The sequence below is a fragment of the Paraburkholderia sp. SIMBA_054 genome (assembly GCF_046534875.1).
Lineage (GTDB): Bacteria > Pseudomonadota > Gammaproteobacteria > Burkholderiales > Burkholderiaceae > Paraburkholderia > Paraburkholderia hospita.
Genome location: NZ_JAWRXV010001067.1, coordinates 1 through 260, shown reverse-complemented (window position 1 = coordinate 260; position 260 = coordinate 1). Strand labels below are relative to the sequence as shown.

General features: G+C 60.0%; 1 pseudogene. It reads left to right on the top strand.

Features of this window, described 5'->3' with window-relative positions:
* Positions 1-260: pseudogene (locus tag SB822_RS58440) on the top strand (FAD/NAD(P)-binding oxidoreductase); the annotation flags it as partial.

Here is a 260-nt window from a genome sequence, read left to right as displayed (position 1 = left end):
ATGAGAACCCTGCCGCCGGCGGCCAGATTTACCGTGGCATCGAACACAATACGACTGCCCGCAGGCCGTTTCTCGGCACCGACTACTGGCGGGGCAAAGAAGTCCTGAAAGCGTTTATCGCCAGCAATGCCACCTATGTGCCGCAGGCCTTCGTCTGGAGTGTGGAACCACAGGATGGCGACAACAACGGCGTTGATCTGCGCGTATCGGTAAGCGGCAAGAGCGGGATTGTTTCAGCGCGCCGCGTGATCTTCGCGACC